The sequence below is a fragment of the bacterium genome (assembly GCA_031082185.1).
In the GTDB taxonomy this organism is placed as follows: domain Bacteria; phylum Sysuimicrobiota; class Sysuimicrobiia; order Sysuimicrobiales; family Humicultoraceae; genus VGFA01.
The window spans coordinates 13,161-33,059 of record JAVHLI010000011.1; the positions used below are offsets into that span (position 1 = coordinate 13,161).

The 19,899-nt window shown below is 63.4% G+C and carries 15 protein-coding genes and 2 rRNA genes; all 17 read right to left on the reverse strand.

Annotated features, from left to right (window positions below; genetic code table 11):
• Positions 1-41: 41 nt before the first annotated feature.
• The 17 genes from rrf to RDU83_10550 all read right to left on the reverse strand — a co-directional run bounded on the left by rrf (position 42) and on the right by RDU83_10550 (position 19,042).
• A 5S ribosomal RNA gene (gene rrf, locus RDU83_10470) occupies positions 42-158 on the reverse strand.
• Between the two features lie 156 nt (positions 159-314).
• Positions 315-3,379, reverse strand: a 23S ribosomal RNA gene (locus tag RDU83_10475).
• Between the two features lie 371 nt (positions 3,380-3,750).
• Entirely contained in the window at positions 3,751-3,978 is a 228-nt protein-coding gene (locus RDU83_10480) for an Lrp/AsnC ligand binding domain-containing protein (GenBank protein ID MDQ7841438.1), read from the reverse strand.
• 70 nt (positions 3,979-4,048) lie between these two features.
• Positions 4,049-4,822, reverse strand: coding sequence for a phosphonate ABC transporter, permease protein PhnE (phnE, locus tag RDU83_10485; GenBank protein MDQ7841439.1), 774 nt, complete (start codon positions 4,820-4,822; stop codon positions 4,049-4,051).
• Between the two features lie 8 nt (positions 4,823-4,830).
• Complete coding sequence (gene phnE / locus RDU83_10490) at positions 4,831-5,523, reverse strand: phosphonate ABC transporter, permease protein PhnE (GenBank protein MDQ7841440.1); 693 nt, start codon at positions 5,521-5,523, stop codon at positions 4,831-4,833.
• 49 nt (positions 5,524-5,572) lie between these two features.
• On the reverse strand, positions 5,573-6,358 hold the full coding sequence (phnC, locus tag RDU83_10495; protein ID MDQ7841441.1) for a phosphonate ABC transporter ATP-binding protein: 786 nt from the start codon (positions 6,356-6,358) through the stop codon (positions 5,573-5,575).
• Complete coding sequence (locus tag RDU83_10500; GenBank protein ID MDQ7841442.1) at positions 6,355-7,242, reverse strand: phosphate/phosphite/phosphonate ABC transporter substrate-binding protein; 888 nt, start codon at positions 7,240-7,242, stop codon at positions 6,355-6,357. Before RDU83_10500 ends, phnC begins: the two co-directional genes overlap by 4 nt.
• 111 nt (positions 7,243-7,353) lie before the next feature.
• On the reverse strand, positions 7,354-9,231 hold the full coding sequence (locus RDU83_10505) for a pilus assembly PilX N-terminal domain-containing protein (GenBank protein MDQ7841443.1): 1,878 nt from the start codon (positions 9,229-9,231) through the stop codon (positions 7,354-7,356).
• Positions 9,232-9,268: 37 nt separating this feature from the next.
• A complete protein-coding gene (locus RDU83_10510) occupies positions 9,269-10,036 on the reverse strand; it encodes a prepilin-type N-terminal cleavage/methylation domain-containing protein (GenBank protein ID MDQ7841444.1) in 768 nt (255 codons plus the stop codon).
• Between the two features lie 169 nt (positions 10,037-10,205).
• Positions 10,206-11,321 (reverse strand): PLP-dependent cysteine synthase family protein, encoded by a 1,116-nt coding sequence (locus RDU83_10515; GenBank protein MDQ7841445.1) that lies wholly within the window; start codon positions 11,319-11,321, stop codon positions 10,206-10,208.
• The gene (pepF, locus tag RDU83_10520) at positions 11,311-13,143 is read right to left on the reverse strand and encodes an oligoendopeptidase F (protein ID MDQ7841446.1); all 1,833 of its coding nucleotides are present in this window, start codon (positions 13,141-13,143) and stop codon (positions 11,311-11,313) included. Before pepF ends, RDU83_10515 begins: the two co-directional genes overlap by 11 nt.
• A 36-nt stretch (positions 13,144-13,179) precedes the next feature.
• Positions 13,180-13,650: a PaaI family thioesterase gene (locus RDU83_10525; protein ID MDQ7841447.1), complete on the reverse strand. Its 471-nt coding sequence runs from the start codon at positions 13,648-13,650 to the stop codon at positions 13,180-13,182.
• A gap of 17 nt (positions 13,651-13,667) precedes the next feature.
• Positions 13,668-16,391, reverse strand: a complete 2,724-nt coding sequence (locus tag RDU83_10530) for a UPF0182 family protein (protein MDQ7841448.1) — start codon at positions 16,389-16,391, stop codon at positions 13,668-13,670.
• 249 nt (positions 16,392-16,640) lie between these two features.
• On the reverse strand, positions 16,641-17,138 hold the full coding sequence (locus RDU83_10535) for a rubrerythrin family protein (protein MDQ7841449.1): 498 nt from the start codon (positions 17,136-17,138) through the stop codon (positions 16,641-16,643).
• A 2-nt stretch (positions 17,139-17,140) separates the two neighbouring features.
• A complete protein-coding gene (locus tag RDU83_10540; protein ID MDQ7841450.1) occupies positions 17,141-17,962 on the reverse strand; it encodes a flavodoxin family protein in 822 nt (273 codons plus the stop codon).
• On the reverse strand, positions 17,959-18,483 hold the full coding sequence (locus RDU83_10545) for a nitroreductase family deazaflavin-dependent oxidoreductase (GenBank protein MDQ7841451.1): 525 nt from the start codon (positions 18,481-18,483) through the stop codon (positions 17,959-17,961). The genes RDU83_10540 and RDU83_10545 overlap by 4 nt, the downstream gene beginning before the upstream one ends.
• Positions 18,473-19,042 carry a hypothetical protein gene (locus tag RDU83_10550; protein ID MDQ7841452.1) on the reverse strand — a complete coding sequence of 190 codons (570 nt, stop codon included), beginning with the start codon at positions 19,040-19,042 and terminating at the stop codon, positions 18,473-18,475. Before RDU83_10550 ends, RDU83_10545 begins: the two co-directional genes overlap by 11 nt.
• Positions 19,043-19,899: the final 857 nt, after the last annotated feature.

The following is a 19,899-nucleotide window of genomic DNA, read 5'->3' on the forward strand; positions in this document are numbered from 1 at the left end:
AAAAGCATCGAGGGGAGGCTCTCGCCTCCCCTCGGCATTACTCCCGGCGGCGACCTACTCTCCCGCGCCGTCGCCAGCGCAGTACCATCGGCCCAGGAGGGCTTTACGACCGTGTTCGGAATGGGAACGGGTGTGGCCCCTCCGGCATCACCACCGGGAATCCATTGCATCCCGCCGCCCGCGCGGCCCGCGGCGGCGGGTAACACTGCCTGACCGGATCTGAGAGTCGGACTACTGCACACGTGGGCCTTCGATCAACGGCCCCCAGACCGGTCACAACATTGAAACAGGCTCCATACAGCTACTCCTAGAACAGGAACAAGCCCTCGTCCTATTAGTACCGCTAGGCTGAGCCTCTCGGCTTTACACCTGCGGCCTATCAACCTGGTAGTCTCCCAGGGGACTTACCCGGTTACCCGGTGGGTGACCTAATCTTGGGGTGGGCTTCGCACTTAGATGCTTTCAGCGCTTATCCCGTCCGGACATAGATACCCGGCACGTGCCCTTGGCAGGACAACCGGTACACCAGAGGTCCGTTCACTCCGGTCCTCTCGTACTAGGAGCAACTCCCCTCAAGTCACCTGCGCCCACAGTGGATAGGGACCGAACTGTCTCACGACGTTCTGAACCCAGCTCACGTACCGCTTTAATGGGCGAACAGCCCAACCCTTGGGACCTACTCCAGCCCCAGGATGCGATGAGCCGACATCGAGGTGCCAAACCTCCCCGTCGATGTGGACTCTTGGGGGAGATTAGCCTGTTATCCCCGGGGTAGCTTTTATCCGTTAAGCCACGCCGCTTCCACTTGCCAGCGTAGGATCACTAGGCCCGGCTTTCGCCTCTGCTCGGCTTGTCAGCCTTACAGTCAAGCCCCCTTATGCCCTTGCACTCAACGCACGGTTTCCATCCGTGCTGAGGGGACCTTTGGGCGCCTCCGTTACCGTTTGGGAGGCGACCGCCCCAGTCAAACTGCCCACCTGCCAATGTCTCGACACCCGATAAGGATGCCGGTTAGAACTTAATCTTGCCAAGGGTGGTATTCCAAGGTTGGCTCCGCGGAAGCTAGCGCCCCCGCTTCTCCGCCTCCCACCTATCCTCTACATGGTAAGAGCAAGTTCAATGGCAAGTTACAGTAAAGCTCCACGGGGTCTTTCCGTCCAGCTGCGGGTAACCCGTGTCTTCACGGGTCTCACAACTTCGCCGAGTCCCTCGTCGAGACAGCGCTCAGCTCGTTACGCCATTCGTGCAGGTCGGAACTTACCCGACAAGGAACTTCGCTACCTTAGGACCGTTATAGTTACGGCCGCCGTTCACCGGGGCTTCGGTTCTAAGCTTCGCACGGGCGAACCCGCACTAACCCATCCCCTTAACCTTCCGGCACTGGGCAGGCGTCAGCCCCTATACGTCGCCTTACGGCTTAGCAGAGACATGTGTTTTTGTTAAACAGTCGGCTGAGCCAATTAACTGCGGCCTCGTCAGGCTTCCGGCGCAGGCCGGTCACCGTCTGAGGCGCCCCTTATTCCGAAGTTACGGGGTCAATTTGCCGAGTTCCTTGACGAGGGTTATCTCGCGCGCCTTGGCACTCTACGTGCCCGGCCACCTGTGTCGGTTTGCGGTACGGGCGCCGTGAACCCTGACCATGAGGCTTTTCTTGGCAGCGTGGGATGAGCCACTTCGCTCGCGGTTGCCCTTGAGCTCGCATTCGCGTCTCGGCGTTGAATGAGGCGCCGGATTTGCCTAGCGCCTCCGCCTACACGGTTAGCCCGGGACGACCATCACCCGGTAGGCCTACCCTCCTGCGTCCCCCCCTGGCTCGTAACGGATTCACGGCGGGGCCGGAATGTCAACCGGCTGTCCATCGGCTACGCCTTTCGGCCTCGCCTTAGGTCCCGCCTAACCTTACGCGGACGAACCTTCCGTAAGAAACCTTGGCCTTTCGGCGGGCAGGATTCTCACCTGCCTTTTCGCTACTCATGCCGGCATTCGCACTTCCGCTTCGTCCAGCAGTCCTTCCGGTCTGCCTTCAACCTATCGCGGAACGCTCCCCTACCACCCTGCGCAGGACGAAACCTTGCGCAAGATCCGCAGCTTCGGTAGATGGCTTGAGCCCCGTTGGATTTTCGGCGCAGCACCACTCGACCAGTGAGCTATTACGCACTCTTTGAAGGATGGCTGCTTCTGAGCCAACCTCCTGGCTGTCTTAGCGGTGCCACTTCCTTTCCCACTTAGCCATCACTTTGGGACCTTAGCTGGCGGTCTGGGCTGTTTCCCTCTCGACGACGAAGCTTATCCCCCGCCGTCTCACTCCCGACGACCACAAGGCGGCATTCGGAGTTTGATTGGGTTCGGCACGGGTTTTCCCGCCCTAGCCCATTCAGTGCTCTACCACCGCCGTGCTGCATCGGGGCTGCACCTAAATGCATTTCGGGGAGAACCAGCTATCTCCGGGTTCGATTGGCATTTCACCCCTACCCACAACTCATCCCATGGTTTTTCAACACCAACGGGTTCGGGCCTCCACGCGGGATTAGCCGCGCTTCACCCTGGTCATGGGTAGCTCACCCGGTTTCGGGTCTGCAACATGTGACTCCCGACTTGCGTCGGGTTCCCATCCGGGAACGGCGCCCTATTCAGACTCGGTTTCCCTACGCCTCCAGGATACGCTCCCTTAAGCTCGCCACACGCCGCAACTCGCCGGCTCATTCTTCAATAGGCAGGCCGTCAGGCATTCCGGGTCCGAAGACCCAGCATAGCCCTTCGACTGTTTGTAGGCACACGGTTTCAGGTTCTATTTCACTCCCCTCCCGGGGTTCTTTTCACCTTTCCCTCACGGTACTCGTGCGCTATCGGTCGCCAAGGGTGTTTAGCCTTGGGAGGTGGTCCTCCCGGGTTCCCACGGGGTTCCTCGTGTCCCGTGGTACTCAGGAACACCGTCGAGGAAGTCGCCACCCTTTCGTCTACGGGGCTATCACCCGCTGTGGCCGGCCTTTCCAGGACCGTTCGACTAGGATGGAGATTGGTAACTTCCCGGCCGGATTGCGGTCCGGCCCGACGGTGCCCTACAACCCCCCGGATACAACGCCCGCAAGCTATCACGCATCCGGAGTTTGGGCTCTTCCCCTTTCGCTCGCCACTACTCGGGGAATCTCGGTTGATTTCTCTTCCTCCGGGTACTTAGATGTTTCAGTTCCCCGGCTGGCCTTCCCGCACCTATGGATTCAGCGCGGGATCGCGCGGTATGACCCGCGCGGGGTTTCCCCATTCGGATATGGTCGGATCGAAGGTTGCTTAGCACCTACCCGACCCTTTCGCCGCCAGCAGCGTCCTTCTTCGGCCCTTGGCGCCAAGGCATCCACCGTGTGCCCTTAGTAGCTTGTAACCCGCCCTAGGAGCAGCTGTATAGAGCCTGGTAACACATCACCTACCCACCGGGTTGCGTTCCCCCGCGGGTTGGGATGTCTTCGTCCATATTCGATTGTCAAGGTTCGCCCCGTCACCGCTCGCGTGACGGATCCTGCCGGGGCCGCCGACAGGAACATTGAGGCGTTCTCTCCGAGCCAGGGCACAAAAAAGAGGGGTCTGAGCCAGTTCCCCTCCGGGACGCTCATCGGGGATGCCGTATGCGGTTTATGCGCTCGGCTGCTCCACCCAATCAGCTCCTTGTGTCCGGGCCAACCCATCTTATAGTTGGCATCCCCCGGTTGTCAACCCTAACGGCCGTAACGGCCGTGACTTCCCCTCGCCGCCCTGCTAGACGACCAGACAGGTGAGTGAGTCGGTTACTCCTGCGGTCCGCTGGATCCTGGAAATCACCGTGTCGGCGAGCGCCGCCATGTCGCCCGCCTCGGTCGTGCAGATAATATCGTAGGGGCCGGTGACGACGTGCACCTCGCGGACACCCTTGATCTTCCGGATGGTAATCGCCGCCTTGCGGGCCTGGCCGGGACCGGTCTTGAGCAGCACCACCGCTGAAACCACGGCACGCACCTCCGATTCGGTGTGGAGACACAGTTGCCCATCCGGTCGGCTACTTCCTGCAGGGGGGTCTTCAGACCAGCCGCCGCCGCAGGGCAGCGCTGGCCGTGTCAATCAGCGTCACGACCACGATGATCACCATCAGGGCCATCCCGACGATTTCCCATCGCCGGAACTGCAGGGCCTGAACCATAATCGTGCCGATCCCGCCGGCCCCCACCAGTCCCAGGACGGTCGCGGCGCGCGCGTTGATCTCAAACCGGTAGAGCGACAGCGCCAGGAACTCCGGCAGGACCTGGGGCATGACCGCGTACCAGAAAACCTTGGCTCGGTCGGCCCCGGCGGCCCGGAGGGCTTCCAGCGGGCCCGGGTCTATCGTCTCAACCACCTCTGCGTACAACTTGCCCAGACTGCCGGTGGAGTGCAGCCCGATCGCCATCATCCCTGCCAGTGCGCCCGGACCGTAGGCGGCGACGAAGAAAACGGCCAGGATGATCTCAGGGAAGGTGCGGATCAAGTTGAGCACCTGCTTGCCCAGGTAGCTCGATGCGGCATGGGGGCTGATGTTCCGCGATGCCAGGAACGCCAGCGGGAAAGCCAGCAGCATGCCGATGGTGGTGCCCAGCAGCGCGACCTGCACCGAAACCACCATGCCCAACAACGAACGGCCGGCCCAGGACCAGTCCGGAACGAGCATCAGCGCCACGATGCGCGCCAGCAGCGGCAGGCCCTCGATGAACCGGAACAGGCTGGCCTCCACGCCCCGAGCCGACCAGATGAACACGACGGCGAACACCCCGACGCCGGCCCAAATCTTCCACCGCCCCGGCTCAACCAATCCCGCCATGTCCCTCTTCACACGAGGGCCTGCCGGACGCGCACGCTGATGGCGTCAATCGTGACGACGGCCGCAAGCGTGACCAGAATGATCACCGTGGCGCTCTGATACCGAAAGAGGTTGAGCGCGGTCAAGAGAAGCTGCCCGATTCCTCCGGCGCCCACCAGGCCCAGCACGAACGAAACGCGCACGTTTATCTCGAAAACGAACAGGGTGTAGCTCAAGTAGGCCGGCAAGATCTGCGGAACAACCGCGTAGCGCACCATCTTCAGACGGTTGGCCCCAGCGGCCTCCAGGGCCTCCATCGGCCCCGGGTCAATGGCTTCCAGGCTCTCGCTGGTCAGCTTCGCGATGATCGCCACGGAGAATATCGTCAGGGCCAGGATGCCGGCGAACGGGCCGATGCCCACCGCGGCCACCAGGATCGCCGCGTACAGCAACTCCGGGACCGTGCGCAGCAGGTTCAAGATCCCCCGCGCGCCGTAGTAGAGCCAGGCCTGGCGGGTAACGTTCCGCGAGGCGAGCAGGATCAGCGGCACGGAGAGCAGCGCGCCCTGGGTGGTACCCACCAGAGCCATCTGGAGCGTCTGCACCGCGGGCCGAACCAAGACGGGGAGCACGGCCCAGTTGGGCGGGAACAGATCGCCCATGAGCTTGTAGAAACTCGGCAGCCCCTCCCAGACAACTCGGGGGGAGGCGCCGATCCCCACCGCGCTCCACAGGTACAGGCCGGCCGCCGCCAGGAATATCAGGGTGAACCTAGCCTTCAGCGTCTGCTCCCCGGAAGTCGTCAGCCTTCAGGGCCCGGCCGTAGATCTGCTCGAAGGTGGCGTCGCCCACCTCGCCGGCAGGCCCGTCGTAGACCACCTGCCCGTCGCGCAGCCCCACAACCCGATGGGCGTACTCACGCGCCAAGTCGATGAAGTGCAGGTTGATCAGGACGGTGATGCCCTCCTGGTTGATGCGCCGTAGGTCGCGCATCACCACGTGCGAAGTGGGCGGGTCCAGCGAAGCTACCGGCTCATCGGCCAGGATCACCTTCGGCTCCTGAGCCAGCGCCCGCGCGATGCCCACGCGCTGCTGCTGGCCGCCGCTGAGCACGTCGGCCCGTACGAAGGCCTTGTCCTGAATGTCGAGCTTGCGCAGCGCCCCGTGCACGATCTCCAGATCGTGCCGCGGGAACCAACCCAGTAGTGCCCGCCATGTGGACAAGCGGCCCACGCGACCGGCCAGCACGTTGCGCAATACAGAGGACCGCTTAACCAGGTTGAACGTCTGGAAGATCATCCCAATCTGCGCGCGCACTTCGAGCAGGCGCGCAGGCGGGACGGCGGTCAGGTCCTCGCCCTCAAACCACACCGACCCCGCGGTCGGCTCGACCAGACGGTTGACGGTGCGGAGCAGGGTTGACTTGCCGGCACCGCTCAGCCCGACAATGGCAACAAACTCGCCGCGCTGGACGCTGAGGTCCACCCCGCGCAGGGCCTGGACCCCGCCGGGGAAATGGACCTCAACTCCGCGCAGTTCGATCTGTGGGGAGCTCAAATCCGGATCTTGTCGCGCATGAAAGCATATGTCTTGCGAATGATCTCGAACTCGGAGCCGTCCGACTTGGCGTAGCCAATCACGTTGTAGAGGGCTTCCAGTAGCCGTACCCCGTCGGCGGTCTTGCCCAGATCCACGAAGGCCTCCTGGATCTTCGTCACGAGATCGTCGGGCAGCCCGCGGCGGACCGCGACCCCGTCGTTGGGAATGGGGTTGCTCCGGACCAGGATCTTGACAACCTGCTCGACGTCAGGCAGCTCGCGGACCGAGTCTGGGATCGCATTGTCGTGGGTGGCGCTGGCATCCACGTCCTTCTTGTAGACCGCCACTATGGCCGCGTCGTGCGACCCGGCAAAGATGGTGCGCAGATCACGATCGGGATTGATCCCGGCATCCACCAGCATCATGTACGGGAACAGGTATCCCGAGGCCGAGGCCGGGTCCACGAACGCGAACCGGCGCCCCTTGAGATCGGCCAGCGTCTTGAACGGAGAGTCCACCCGCACGTTGATCGCCGCGTTGTAGCTGGTGACGAAGTGGCCCCGCGTGCGGCGAATGGACTTAGCGATGATGGTAACCTTGTGCCGCTCCTGGGCCAGCACCAGGGCAAACGGCCCGAAGATGCCGATGTCGGCCTTGCCTGTGCCCATCGCCTCGATCAACCCGGTGAAGTTGGTCGTCACAACCGCCTCCACCGGCATGCCTATCCGGTCGGACAACATCTTTGAGAGCGGCCCCAGGTTCTCCATCATGCGGCCGATCTCGCGCGACGGCACCATTCCCAAGATCAGCTTCTTGGGCGCCGGGCCGGCCTGGGCCATCGCCCCCACCATTCCCACCATAAGAACAACCGCCATGAGCGCGGCGGCACGCCTGTGCGCCATCACTGCGGACCTCCTCTGCGTGGCATCGTTGCTGGAGATATATTCGACCACGCCGGCGGGCACTCCCCCCACTGCGGCGGGATCTCGCGAAGGCGGGGCGTACGCGTCAACCTACCGGCCGACCAGTTCCTCCCAATGCGGCTTGTCGTAGAGGAGGTCCGTCGGGATGACCGGCCAGCGGGGCGCGGTGTACCCGGGGGTCATGGGGAAGAACGGCGGCGAGACGTTGGAGCGCAGGCGCCAGTCGTATGTCATGGCGCGGCCGTAGGCGCGGATGGGGTCGAAGCGCCCGAACTCACCGTAGGTCGCCTGCACGGTCCCGCCCAGGAACGAGATCGTCCCCTTGTCGGGTAAGGAATCCCATCCGCGCACCCAGAACTTGCCCGAGGGCACCAGCACTGCCGCGTCCATGTAGAGGTTGTTCGGCGCCAGGGAGCCCTCAATTGTTACGTTCCCTGTGCGGGACCAGAGCCCCAGCACGTTGCCGGGGTTATCGCCGGGACCGGCCGGGGGTCGCTGGTAGACCAGGTGATCGGTGATTCTAATCTCGCCCTGTGCGGCGATCGTCAGGCGGGTTCCCTGTTGCACGATCCCGTACAGTCCTTGCCCAACCGTGCTCGCGGTGACGCTCCCATCCAGATAGATGACACCGTTGAGCCTTACCCCGTTGTAGGTCGTGGTGTACTCCCACAACGGGCCCCAGTACGTGGTCACGGTGGCGGCAGCCGGATTCAGCACGATCTTGATGTCAGGCCCGGGCTGAGTTGGGGTTGCCACCGACGCGCCGGGCACGCGCACGTAGATCACCTGCTGGCCACCCTCCACCGCCAGTACCAGCCGGGACGCGTTTCCTCTGATGTAGATGCCCCCACAGCCCGTGGTCGCGCATTGCTGGTCCATGATGTAGGTGCCCTGCGGGACCACCCCGGAGGAGTCGGTGAGATCGGTGGTGCCGCTGCGGATCTCGGCGCGTATCGGGTCCAGTCCGGACGGGCTCAGGCCGACGGCGGCCCGGGCAGGGTTGCTGCTCAGGTCAGGCGTCGGGATTTGGGGGGCGTTGCGGGTGATCGGCCCTCCGCGGGGGACGTCGTACGGCGGGTTGCTCTCGGCCGCCAGGAAGATAGTTGAGCCGTTGTTTCCGAAGCGCACCGTGTCGTCGGACTGGGTGACCGAATCCAGGAATGTTGGGCTTCCCCAAATCTGCAGGTACCGGTTCATGTGCACCGGGCCGGGGAACGTCGTGGTGTCGAACATCCAGACGTCGCTGGCTCCGAACACGAGGAGCGCCTTCTGAGAGTAGGCGGCCCGCTCGACGAGCACGGGAAACCCCTGGCCGCTGCCCACGGGATTGCCCTCCAGCCACCTGGGGCACGCGTCGGCACCGGGGCTCCGAAGGCATACCGTACGGGTGGCGTTCCGGGACGTCCCGGTGGAGACGATCGTGTAGTCGAACCACATCTCGTACCGCTCAGGGGTCGTGCCGGTCGCGGTGCAGCTGGGGGCACGGCCGGACTGGCGGACGAGAATGCGTGCGGAGAAAGCGCCGATCGCATCACCTGTACCCTGGTCGGTCATGACGATGGGGCTGCTCGGCGTCCCGATCTCGAGCGCTGCCTGGGAGCCGCCGTCCGTCCAGGCCGATCCGCCGCCAGGGACGGCATAGGCCGTGATGACCTCCCGGTTCCTCGCTGGGTCGGTGCAGACGGCGCGGATCGCCGCCTCGGTCGCGCTTGCCTCGACCTGATTGCGCAGATCCACCTCGACGCGACGGCGTAGTTCCGCCAGGGCACGATAGGCGCCGGCCTCGGCCACCGCCAGGGCCTGGGCGCCCCGCAACTGATCGAACGAGAGCGTGGTCTCACCCATCGTCGCCAGGGTGAGTCCGGACACTGCCAGGGTCAGGATGAATATGGCCAGCATGACCGTGAGCAGGGCCACTCCCTGTTCCGCGTGTTGTGCTGGAAACTTCCGGGCCGGCGGTCGCGTCATCGGCAGTCACTCCTCATGAGCATGACGAGCCCTGCGCTCACCGACCCCTGGGCGGCGGCGTCGGCGCCGGTGTGGGCGTGGGTGGCGGTGTAGGCGTGGGTGGCGGCGTGGGCGGCCGCGGGGTCGGCGTCGGTGCCGGCGTCGGAGGCGGGGACGGCACGACCTGGCCGGGTGTCGGCCGCCAGGGGACCGTGCCTGTCACCGCAGGCCCGGGAGTCGCCAGGCCGCCGGTGTAGTTGCGGAGCTGGACGTTACCCGACACCACGCGCTGCCGCACCCGGGCGCCGGTCGTCTTGGTGACCTCGATCTCCGCTGCCAGACGCACAACCGCGGCCGGGTCACCGCCGGCGCCGCACGCGCCCGAGGCCTCACAGTAGGAGAACCTTACGTCAGAGACTTGCGAGGCCAGGGACTCGGCTCCGGCCGGTGCCGGGCAGGTGCCGCTCGTTGCCAGGATCGTCCGGTCGAAGGTATTGCCGGGGCCACCGCTGTGGCCGAAGCGAACGGTGTAGGTGCATCCCGGGTACTGAGGGTTGTCGCCGCCTATTTCAATGTCAACCCGCGAGGGAGCGGCCGCGACCAGGCGCCGCGCCCACCTGGCCTCCGCAACCAGCCTGTCGAGCGCGACGCGAGCGTTCTGCTGGACATCGAGGAAGTCCTCACCCATCCCGAAGGAGGTGGCCGCGTATGTAACCAGGCCGTAGATTGCTGCCAGGGCGGTGGCCAGAACGCCGAGCGCAACAAGGATCTCGACCAGGGTCAGGCCGCGCGCGTCTCCAGATCTAGATGGGGCGCCTGTAGACACCGTTTATGCTCCGGCAGCGACGGTGTAGGTACACGGAGACCGAATCTGCGAAAGTGGACAACGCAGCGTCAGGTGCGGCGGCTGCTGGGAGAACTGCTCTTTGAAAAGAGAATATTCGGCGCGGGTGAGGAATCTCCTTCTGGATACCCCCTTCCGGACGCTCCCCGGCTCAGCGCCTCACGGGACAGTGGGGCGGAGTGTTCTCCTCCGCGATCCCCGAGGAGACCACCTCCATGCACGCAAGTGGATCACAGCATGTGTAGCACACCCGCTTGAGAGCCCGCACTTCCAGAAGTCTCACTTCAGGAGAGAGGAAACCGTCCCTTGCGGGTTCCTCCCTTAGCAGATCGGTGCTGAGGTACTTCTTGTTGTCATCGGAGAAGATGGTGACCACGACCGCATCACCGCCGAGATCGTTCTGAACCTGGAGGGCGCCCAGGAAATTCGCTCCCGAAGAGATCCCGACCCCGATCCCAAGTTCTGCGGCGAGCTTCTGTGCCATTAGGATCGCATCCCCATCGTCCACACTTACCACGGAGTCCAGTGAGCTCAGATCTACGATGGGCGGGATGAACTCGTCGGATATCCCCTGGATTCGGTGTTTCCCCACCTTGTGACCAGTGGAGAGCGTGGGAGAGCTGGCAGGTTCCAGGGGATGGATCTTAACGCCGGGGTACTTCTCCCTCAAGAAGCGTCCGGTCCCCATTACGGTGCCACCCGTCCCAACGCCGGCGACGAAGGCGTCGGGACGAACCGAGCGAAACCTCAATTGCCACCATATCTCCGGGCCGGTAGTCATGTAGTGGGCTTCCACGTTGTCCAGGTTTGAGAACTGCCTGGGAAGGAAGACCCCATCAGTCGTCTCGGCCAGTTCCTCGGCACGACGGATACTGCCGAGGAATCCCCCCTCTTCCCTGCTCACGAGGACGATCCTTGCTCCCAGGCTCCGGATGAGGTTGACCCGCTCCGCGCTCATCCAGTCCGGCATGAAGATGACCACCGGATGCCCCAGGGCTCGACCTATCGCAGCAAAGGCGATGCCCGTGTTGCCGCTCGTGGCTTCAGCGATCGTGTAACCAGGCCTGAGGACACCCCTGGCATAACCCTGCTCCATCACGTGGAAGGCCATCCGGTCCTTGATGCTGCCGGTCATGTTCAAGTTTTCGGCCTTGGCATAGAGCGTGCGCCTACCCCCCCTAAAAAGGAACTCGATCGCCAAAAGGGGTGTGTTCCCAATCAGTGACGACAGCTCTCGTATCCTGCGATGGGCGTCGCTATCCACCATTCTTGGCCTCCATCTGCGTCAAGCAAACCTCCAGCCGGTCCACCATCTGGGAGAGGATCTCAAACGCTCGCTCCACCGGCTCGGGAGAGATCATGTCAACACCTGCCAGCTTCAGCGCATCGAGAGGGTACCTCGATCCGCCGGCCGATAGGAACGCGAGATAGCGTTCCGAGGCGCCCGGCACGCCGGAGAGGACATTACCGGCCAGCGCGTGCGCGGCGGCGATCCCCGTGGCGTACTGGAAGACGTAGAAGCTGATGTAGAGGTGCGTGTGGAAGGTCGCCCAGGTCACGCCGACACGGTCGGCGTCAACCTCCACCTCTTCGCCGTACCCCTCGCGAAAGAGATCGGCCATCAGCGACATCAGGTCCCGAGAGGTCAGAGCCCCTCCACGCTCGACCCGCTCGTGGATCTCCAGCTCGAACCGGGCAAGCGTCGGCATGATGAAGAAGTAGCGGTGGAAGTTGGCCATCGCCTCTTCGATCACGGCGATCTGAAACTCGGGATCGCTCTGGGTTGCCAGCAAGTGAGCGCGGAGCATGGCCTGGTTGAAGTTCGAGGCAACCTCTGCCAGGAATAGCGGGTACCGAGCATAGATGAGCGGCTGGGTGCGCCACGCCAAGTGCGAGTGCATCGAGTGCCCGAGCTCGTGAGCCAGCGTGCTGGCGCTGTAGATGTCGTCGCTGTAGCTCATCAGGATGAACGGGTGCGTGCCGGGCGCGCCCATGGAGAAGGCGCCGGACTGCTTGCCGCGATTCGAACAGAGATCCACCCATCGCTGCTCGAGCGTCCCGCGCCGCAGCGTCGTGACGTACTCGTCGCCGAGCGGCGCCATTCCCTGCGCGATCCACTCGACCGCCTGAGCGAACGTCACCCGGGGCTCGCGGGGCACAAGCGGCGCCCGCTCGTCGTACACGTGCAGCCGGTCGTACCCTAGGGCACGACGGCGCACGCCCCAGTAGCGGTGCCAGGTCGGTAGGTGGCGCCGGAAGGTCGCGATCAGGTTGTGGAAGACGTCCACCGGGATGTCATTGGCCAGCAACGAGGCTTCGAGCGCCGAACCGTACCGCCGCGACCGGGCCATGAACACGGCCTGCTTGACGCCGGCCGACAGGCAGCTGGCCATTGAGTGCCGGTGCGCGAGATGAGCGTCTGAATAACCCTCCCACGCGGTCCGCCGCACCTCGCGGTCCTCGTGCGAGAGCAGCACCCGCAGGTTGCCCTGGGCAACCTCCACCTCCCCGCCGGCGGCGGTGCGGGCCGGCGGGAAGATAAGGTCGGCGTCCGCGAGGATCCCGTGGGTCGCCGCGGCCGCCCGGAAGGGATCTGCCAGGAAGCCCAGTAGCTCCTCCACCTCGGGGGAGCGCACGTGAGGCGCGCGCCGCGCAAGCCGGTCAATGTAGTGCGCGTAGGTTGCCAGACGCGGCTCCTCGGCAATCCAGCGGCGCAGATTGTCGAACCCCACGGCAATAATCTCGGGCTCGGCAAACGCGACCTTCGCCGTAACCCTAGCCAGCAACCCGCGGGCCCGGTCGTGCCTGGCCGCGGCCGCTTGGTCGGTCTTGTCCACGGTGTGGCCCATGGTGGCGTAGACGACCACCTGCCAGAGCGTACGGAAGGCGCCCTGCATCGCATCGAGCCAATCGGCCAGCGTCCCCGCGCCGTCGCCAAGGCGCCCTCGGAAGGCCTCCAACGCCGGGAGCCCGTCCATGAGCCCGTGGAACGCGGCTTCCCAGGCATCGTCTGTGGGGAAGACGCTCGCAGCGTCCCAGGTGTGCTCAACGGCGATGGCGCTGCGCGGCGGAACTGCTGATACTTCCATGCGGACCCCTCCGATTCGCGTGATTACTTCTCGTGCCTACCTGGGCCTCATCTGCTCCGGCATCTGTACTGCCACCACCTCGCCGCGCGCGCAGATAACCCCCTCGGCTGAGACCGTTGCGGTCACCACGACCTTACGGCCCTTGATCTCCTTCACCCGTCCTCGGATCTCCAGTGGCACTCCTAGCGGCGTCGGCCGCAGGTAGTCCACGTGCAGGGATGCCGTAACGAACCGAAATGCCGGCTCCGTGCCCATCTCCCGTCCCTCGGCCCGGTACGCCGCAGCCGCGGCCGTACCGGTGCCGTGGCAGTCGATCAACGAGGCGATGAGCCCTCCATAGACATAGCCGGGGATCGCGATATGGTAGGGCCGGGGGAGAAAAACCGCAACGGCCTCCTCCCCCTCCCAGCGGCTCTTGAGCTGCAACCCATGCTCGTTGAGCCGGCCGCAGCCGTAGCAGTAGCTCAGCTCGTCGGGGTAGCTATCCTGAAAAGCCACCTGCTTCACAGAATCATAACCGAGCTCTACTTGCCTTTGTTCAAGACATCGAAGAGCCTGCGCAGATCGGCGTCCAGCGCCTTGAGTTCCTCCATGAGACGCCCCTGGCGCTCCATCAGCGACCGAAGGATGCTCTGGGAATCGGTTCCCGCAGGACCGGATGGCTTCGCACCAACCGGGGCCTTCACCGGCGGCCGATCGGCCACGACAGCGGGGGCGTCCTGCCCGGCCAGGAGGGCCTGCATCGCCATGCTTACCGTCGACGCCATGGCCACCCGGTTACCGCTGGCCAGCACCACGCGCTTCATCTCAGGCAGCCGTCCCTGCTCTGCCTGAAGGTAGATCGGCTCGACGTAGAGATTCGACTGCCCGATCGGAATCACGATCATGTTCCCCCGGATCACCCGGTTGCCGCCCTGGCTCCAGAGCGTGAACTGCTCGGAGATCTTGGGATCCTGATTGATGCGCGCTTCGATCTGCATCGGCCCGTAGACCAGCTTGTCCTTGGGGTATCGGAAGGCCAGGAGCTTGCCGTAGTGCTCGCCGTCTGATCGGGCCGCGAGCCAGGTGATCATGTTCTGCTTGCCCGGAGGGGTAAACGGCATGATGAGCGCGTACTCCTCAGTGTCCACACCTGGCAGACGCATGATGATGTAGTAGGGCTTCATCTCGACGGGCTTGTCGGTGTGGATCTCCTCCGGAAGACTCCACATGTCTTCCTTGTTGTAGAAGACGCGTGGGTCCTGCATGTGGAAGACCCGGTACATCTCGGCCTGAACCGCGAAGATGTCCTGCGGGTACCGGAGATGCGGCCGGAGCGAGGCCGGAAGATCTGCCAGGGGCTGGAACAGCCCAGGGAAGATGCGCGCGTACGTCTGGATCATGGCGTCGCCCGGCTCGGAGACGTAGAGCGCGACCGTGCCGTTGTAGGCATCCACAACGGCCTTCACGCTGTTGCGGACGTAGTTGAACCCTTCCCGCGATGGTGCCGAGTACGGGTAGCGATCCGTGTACGTGTAGGCGTCGAGAATCCAGAACAGCCGGCCATCGGCAACGACCACGTAGGGATCTCCGTCCAGCCGCAGGAACGGCACCAGCCTGGCCACGCGCTCGGCGATGTTACGGTGGTAGAGTATTACGCTCTCGGGCGTAATCGCGTCGGAAATCAGTATGTTGATGTCCCGGAAGCGCCAGGCGAAGAGCAGCTTGCGGAGGGGCGAGCCCAGCCCGACGCCGGTCGTGCCCTGGTAGGTGGTGTAGACGTTCTCGTCGCCCTTGGGGTAGTTGAACTCAGGAAACCGCGTGCGCACGATCACGTAATCTCGGCTCTTCTCGCCGTAGTAGACCTCGGGTTGGTCCACGCGGAGCTTGCCTATGGGCGGCACGTCCTGCAGGAACAGCGTGGGCAGCCCCTCCGGTGTCAGCTCGTTCACCGGGCTCATGGCGACGCCGTAGCCGTGCGTGAACTGAAGCCGGCGGTTCACCCACGTCTGGGCCTGAGCAGTCAGCTTCTCGGGGGAGAGCTCGCGCGCGGCCAGCATCACCTGGCGGTAGCGCCCATCGATGGTGTAGCGATCCACGTCCACGTCAACGAAGTCGTAGTAGAGCCGGATGCTCTGTATCTGGTTGTACGTAATGAGCAGGGGCCCCGGGTCCCACAGGCGGATGTTGGCCACGGTGGCGGGCGCCCGCGCCAGGTCGGCAGCGGTAATCATCTCCTCGCCCGCGATGGGGGCCTCCGTGATACGGTCGAGCGCGTAGCCCTGCCGCGTCATGCGAATGGTCCTCTCGATGTAGGGCCTCTCGCGCTCGAGCTCCTGCGGCTGCACGACGAACCGGTTCATCACGGCCGGGTAGATGCCGCCCACAAGGAGACCCGTCCCGATCCACGCCACCGCGCCGACAATCGCCAGGCGGTATCCCTGCCGGAACGCCGCGATCCCGACCAGACCGGCCGCCACCAGGGCCATCACCGCCTGCAACCGCAGCGCCGGGAGCCGGGCATAGATGTCGGCATAGGAAGCGCCGAATGAAGCCCCTCGCGGAGAGTAGACCAGGTCGTAGGCCGCCAGCCAGTGTCCCCACGCCAGAAGAACCAGGAGAATCGCGCCCAATCCGAAGAGATGCACGCGCATGGGGCGGGAAACAATGATGTTGATCGGGGCCGCCGGACGGAACTCCGTCTCACCCTCGAGCGGCATCTGCACCTGGGGGAAGACGATCCGGAACGCGTACACCGCGACCGCCGCTGCCAGGGCCAGCAAAGTCACCGTCAGCAACCATCCCTGGAGGAACCGGTAGACCGGAAGGGTGAAGACGAAGAACCCGATGTCGAAACCAAACTGCGGGTCGGCCGTTCCAAACGGCACAGCGCGCCAGAACCGGAGCACGTGCTCCCATCGGGTTGCGGCGACCCCTGCCATGTTGAGCGCCAGGAACAGACCACCGCCTATCACGGCCAGAGAGAAGGGCCGTTCCATGGCGCGCATCTGAGCACTACCCGGCATCTCGATCGTCCCCACGGCCTGCTCGGCCAGCCGGCGGGCGAAGAAGGCGCTGCTCATGATCGCCCCAGTACTCAGCAGCGCGCCCAGCACGAAGAGCGTGGCCTGGGCAAGAAATCTCGTCCGAAAGACCCCGGCGAATCCCAGGTCCACGAACCAGAGCCAGTCGGTGTAGAGGCCGAGAACTACCGGCCCCGCCCAGAGGAACAGCAGTAAGAGCAGGATAATGAGGGTTCGCGGCTTCATCGCTTCCTCCAATCGTGTGCCGGGCCCTGAGGCCGGCCGGTCAGTGCAATACCGAAAAGACGCTCGTTACAGAACCCCAGCTATGAGTGGAGCTTCTGCTTGCGGCCAACTATATAGTAGAGAACCGGACGACATCGAGTATGGCGAGAAGTGCCAGGGAGAGCGGAACAAGCAGAACGAAGACAACGATCAGCTCCAGAAGACCCACGCCGACCACCCTCCCCTACTCCGCCACCCTTGCCAACCGGCTCATACCTGGACGAACCTCGCAGCCTTCGCTCCGCAAATGGGGCAGGACTCCGTAGGACTGCCGAACTCGATGTGCCCACAGACGGGACACAGGTAGAACGCGGTCTCCATCAAGTCCTCACCCCGGCGAACTGCCTCCAGGGCGAGGTTGTAGAGCCGGGCATGGACCTCCTCGGCTTTAGCCGCATATACGAACATGCGCTTCGCCTTGTGACCATCGGCCTCTGCCTGCCCGATCATAGGAGGATACATCTTGGTGTATTCGTGCATTTCGCCATCGATTGCCGCCTGGAGGTTCTCGGCCGTTGACCCGATCCCACCCATTGCGCCGAAGTGCCCCTCGGCATGGATTCGCTCCGCCTCGGACGCGGTCCGGAACAGTCGGGCGACGTTGGGGAAACCATCCTGCTCCGCTTTCTTGGCAAACGCTCGATACTTCTGGTTGGCCTGGCTCTCCCCGGCGAATGCCTCTTTCAGGTTCTCGTGCGTTCCCGGCATGTTCACACACTCCTGTTGGGGCTCATTAGAGAGCAACACAAGTATAACTGTACGGTAGACAGACGGGCATGACAAGCATCGTAGGCCTGCTGCCCGCGCCATTGCCTTTCCAGCGCGCCCAGCGTCTTCCGGACACTTCCATTGACTATCCGCACGTACATCTCCAGAGGCAGCAGCTCGCGGCTGACAACCTTGAGGGTCTCGGGGGACATCCTGCCATCTTCCACGAGCTGGCGACCTGCCGCTTTCGCCGCCGCCAGGACGTCGTCTACCTCCAGACCCATCTCCATCATGACCTTCAGTGCCGGGCCGTGCGGTCGCAGCAGCGCCCCTGCAAACTCACTTCTCAGGTTTCTGCAGACTGCTTCGACGTGCGCGAGCAACGGGTTGAAGTTGTCCATCTCCCAGAAGCCGCAGTTGGAGACCAGCACAAGGCTGCCGGCCTTAACTCCTTCACGTACAGGATGGCGGCAGTGCCCATCGCGCAGCTCGAAACGCGGATGCGCCAGCGGGATGATGCGGTCCAGCAGGCTCTTCAGCGGCCCGCTCATGCCATCCACGTAGACCGGGGTGGCGAGAACACGAACGTCCGCTTCAGCCAGCTTGGGGAGAAGCATCTGCATGTCGTCCTGCTGGAAACACTTGCCGGGAGTCTTGACCCAACAGTCGAACTCGCCCTGGCAGGGGCCGATCTTCAGCTTCTTCGTGTAGAAGAGCTCGACCTCAGCACCTGCTTCTCTCATTCCCTCAAGAAAAGGGCCAAGCACCAGGGCGGTGTTGCCCTTGTCCATGTTGGGACTGCTGTTGATTGCCATCACTTTCATCGTTCCGCCCCCTGCATCGGTACTTCCTTGGGAGTCAGCAGAAAGACCGGGATTTGCCGGCCACCAGTACGGCGCGTGTAGTCATCGTACCCTGCGTAGAGATGGACGGCTCTGTTCCAGCAGGCATCTCTTTCTACGCCATCCACCTGGCGGGCGAGATACCGCTCCGACACCCCGCGGTAGGTCAGCGTGATCTCAGGGTTTGCCCTCAGATTGTGGCACCAGGCAGGATGATGGGGACGGCCCCAGTTGGATGCTATCAGGATTACGCGCTCTCGGTCTGGAACGCCGACAAGCAATACCGACCGTGGCTCACCGCTCCGGGCGCCGATGGTTGTGACCGTGAGAACGGGCAGACCCGCCAGAAGAGCCGTCAGGCTGCTCCGACCGCCGGAGAGCCGAATGAAGGCCCGGTCGAGATGGTGCAGCGTGTGCGAGAAGAACCAAGCACCGAGGCGAGACGCCGCGATCTTCCTAATCGCTAGGTGGAACCGGCTGGGCCGCCGGAGTTCAATCTTCATGACCCAGACGGCGCACCAGCATGACCAGCCCGCCGGATGCCAGGCACAAGAAGGCGGCGAATGTCAGCAGATGCTTGCTGAGCGTAGCAATGCCGGCCAGTGAGCCCAGCGGCAGGCTGATTTCCGGATAGACGTTCAGCATTCCGAGTATGCAGAGGTTCTCGACATAGTCAAAGAAAGCAATACCGAGTGGCAGCAGGTTGGCTCTTAGCCAACGTGTACCACTGCCACCCACGGCGCGCGCGGTTCGTGTCAGCAGAAAGGCGAGACCCAAACCGTAGGCAAGAGGAAACGCGAAGTCGGCGACCAGAAACCGCCGGTACAGCTTGCGGCCTTCAGTGCCGTAGCGGCCCAGCGCCGCAAACGCCTCTTGCGCCGAGTAGAATGGCTTCAGGTCAAGAAACCCCTCGCCGCCACTGATCCTGGTCATCTCCGCGTTGGAAAGGGGCGAGGCCGAGAAGCTGAACAGCCCAAGGAAGCCAGCGGCAGCCAGCAACAGTACTGCCATCAGGCGAGGCGAAGAGTAGCGGGCAATGGCAGCGCTTGTGCTGTCAAACATACATCCTCCCGCCATCAAGGTGGCAAGGTCGGAATCAGAACGCCAGAGAGCACCTACGCCCCAACGGCCCTGCTGAGGGGCGCTTTCGAGGAGGCCTCACAAGTGTTGGGCGGGATCCCTCATGTTCCTGTCGTCCGTCGCCCTCACCAGAATAGGCCAAAGCCAACCACAGGCTATTTCCTCGGGGTCAGTTCATACCAGAAGTCAGCCATGTACCCTCGTGAATCAATCTTGAAAAGTTGCTTGACCACTTTAGGTTTCCCATTCTTGCATCCCCATTCGTACACCGTCGCTCGCCCTGTCACGGCAGCCGGGATGCTATCCGCTGAGGGATTCGTCCTGCAATAGTCTTCCATCCCTGAGGTCGGCACTTGTGACTTGTCGGCCTTCACCAGGCAGGGGAGATTGGCTCCGAAATGGCAAACCCATACGCTGTTACTCATGCACCGCCAAACCGCATTCTGTTGGAATTCCAATGGCGCATCAGCCGACACGATCCCCTGCCGGATCATGCCTTGAATAACGGAATCCGGCGTCTTGGCCCCATTGTATCGCCCATCCGGTGTATCAATGGCCCCCACTGCTGCACAATAGGCAAAAGGGTCGCTATATGACGATTGCCCGGCCTTGGTGTTGGGATAGCATCTTCCAGCAAAGTAATCCCACACATCGCAGGTTTGGCCATTCTTGAGGGTGCAGGTTCCTTGTTCTTGATCCGTGTTGCTCTTGCTAGTGACCTGATACTTTCCTCCAGTAATGGCACAGTACCTAGTGTCCCGCGTCTAACGCTTCTTTACAATACTTGATCTTGCGCATGATCGTCGATGCTGTAGCCGTCCAGATGAACGGACGGGGGT

What these genes read in the sequence shown, in the direction of transcription:
- phnE (MDQ7841439.1), bottom strand. Translation starts at nt 4,822, where the DNA reads ATGGCGGGATTGGTTGAGCCGGGGCGGTGGAAGATTTGGGCCGGCGTC.
- RDU83_10500 (MDQ7841442.1), bottom strand. Translation starts at nt 7,242, where the DNA reads ATGGCGCACAGGCGTGCCGCCGCGCTCATGGCGGTTGTTCTTATGGTG.
- RDU83_10505 (MDQ7841443.1), bottom strand. Translation starts at nt 9,231, where the DNA reads ATGACGCGACCGCCGGCCCGGAAGTTTCCAGCACAACACGCGGAACAG.
- RDU83_10515 (MDQ7841445.1), bottom strand. Translation starts at nt 11,321, where the DNA reads ATGGTGGATAGCGACGCCCATCGCAGGATACGAGAGCTGTCGTCACTG.
- pepF (MDQ7841446.1), bottom strand. Translation starts at nt 13,143, where the DNA reads ATGGAAGTATCAGCAGTTCCGCCGCGCAGCGCCATCGCCGTTGAGCAC.
- RDU83_10530 (MDQ7841448.1), bottom strand. Translation starts at nt 16,391, where the DNA reads ATGAAGCCGCGAACCCTCATTATCCTGCTCTTACTGCTGTTCCTCTGG.
- RDU83_10535 (MDQ7841449.1), bottom strand. Translation starts at nt 17,138, where the DNA reads ATGCCGGGAACGCACGAGAACCTGAAAGAGGCATTCGCCGGGGAGAGC.
- RDU83_10540 (MDQ7841450.1), bottom strand. Translation starts at nt 17,962, where the DNA reads ATGAAAGTGATGGCAATCAACAGCAGTCCCAACATGGACAAGGGCAAC.
- RDU83_10545 (MDQ7841451.1), bottom strand. Translation starts at nt 18,483, where the DNA reads ATGAAGATTGAACTCCGGCGGCCCAGCCGGTTCCACCTAGCGATTAGG.
- RDU83_10550 (MDQ7841452.1), bottom strand. Translation starts at nt 19,042, where the DNA reads ATGTTTGACAGCACAAGCGCTGCCATTGCCCGCTACTCTTCGCCTCGC.